Genomic DNA, 537 nt, shown 5'->3' with positions numbered 1-537 from the left:
TCGCCGAGTAGCTCGACGCCGGTCTTCTCGGCGTACTGCGCATCAAGTGCGCCGGTGTATGGGGTGCCCGAGATCGCCTTGAGGACGTCCGCGCCGAACTTCGCCCAGTGGGCCGTCGAGACCACGACGATCGGGTTGTCCGACATCGTGCGCGTGGCGACCTCCCAGGCTACCGCCGTGTGCGGGTCCATGAGGTAGCCGAACTCGTCCCACACGCGCTTGACGGTCGTGAGCGACTCCTCGTTGGTCACGAAGTCTCCAACGAGGAGTTCGCGTATGGCATGGAATGTCTCGGCGTCCACCTGGAAGCGCTTGTGCTCGGTGAGGTCGCGCATCCATCCGGCCACCGCGTCGGGTCCGGCGAGGTGGTAGAGCAGCCGCTCGAGGTTGCTTGAGATGAGGATGTCCATCGACGGCGACGGGGTGGTGACGAAGTCGCGCGACGAGATGTCGTAGACGCCCGTGGCGATGAAGTCGGCGAGCACGTTGTTCTCGTTGCTCGCGCAGATGAGACGGCCGATCGGCACGCCCATGAGC

At 65.2% G+C, this 537-nt stretch carries 1 pseudogene (only partly in view); it reads right to left on the bottom strand.

What is annotated here, in order from left to right:
- Nucleotides 1-537: pseudogene (thrC, locus tag FDZ70_11135) on the bottom strand (threonine synthase); it runs 600 nt beyond the window's last position.

The organism is Actinomycetota bacterium (assembly GCA_005774595.1).
Lineage (GTDB): Bacteria > Actinomycetota > Coriobacteriia > Anaerosomatales > D1FN1-002 > D1FN1-002.
This window is presented reverse-complemented; position numbering and strand designations above follow the sequence as displayed.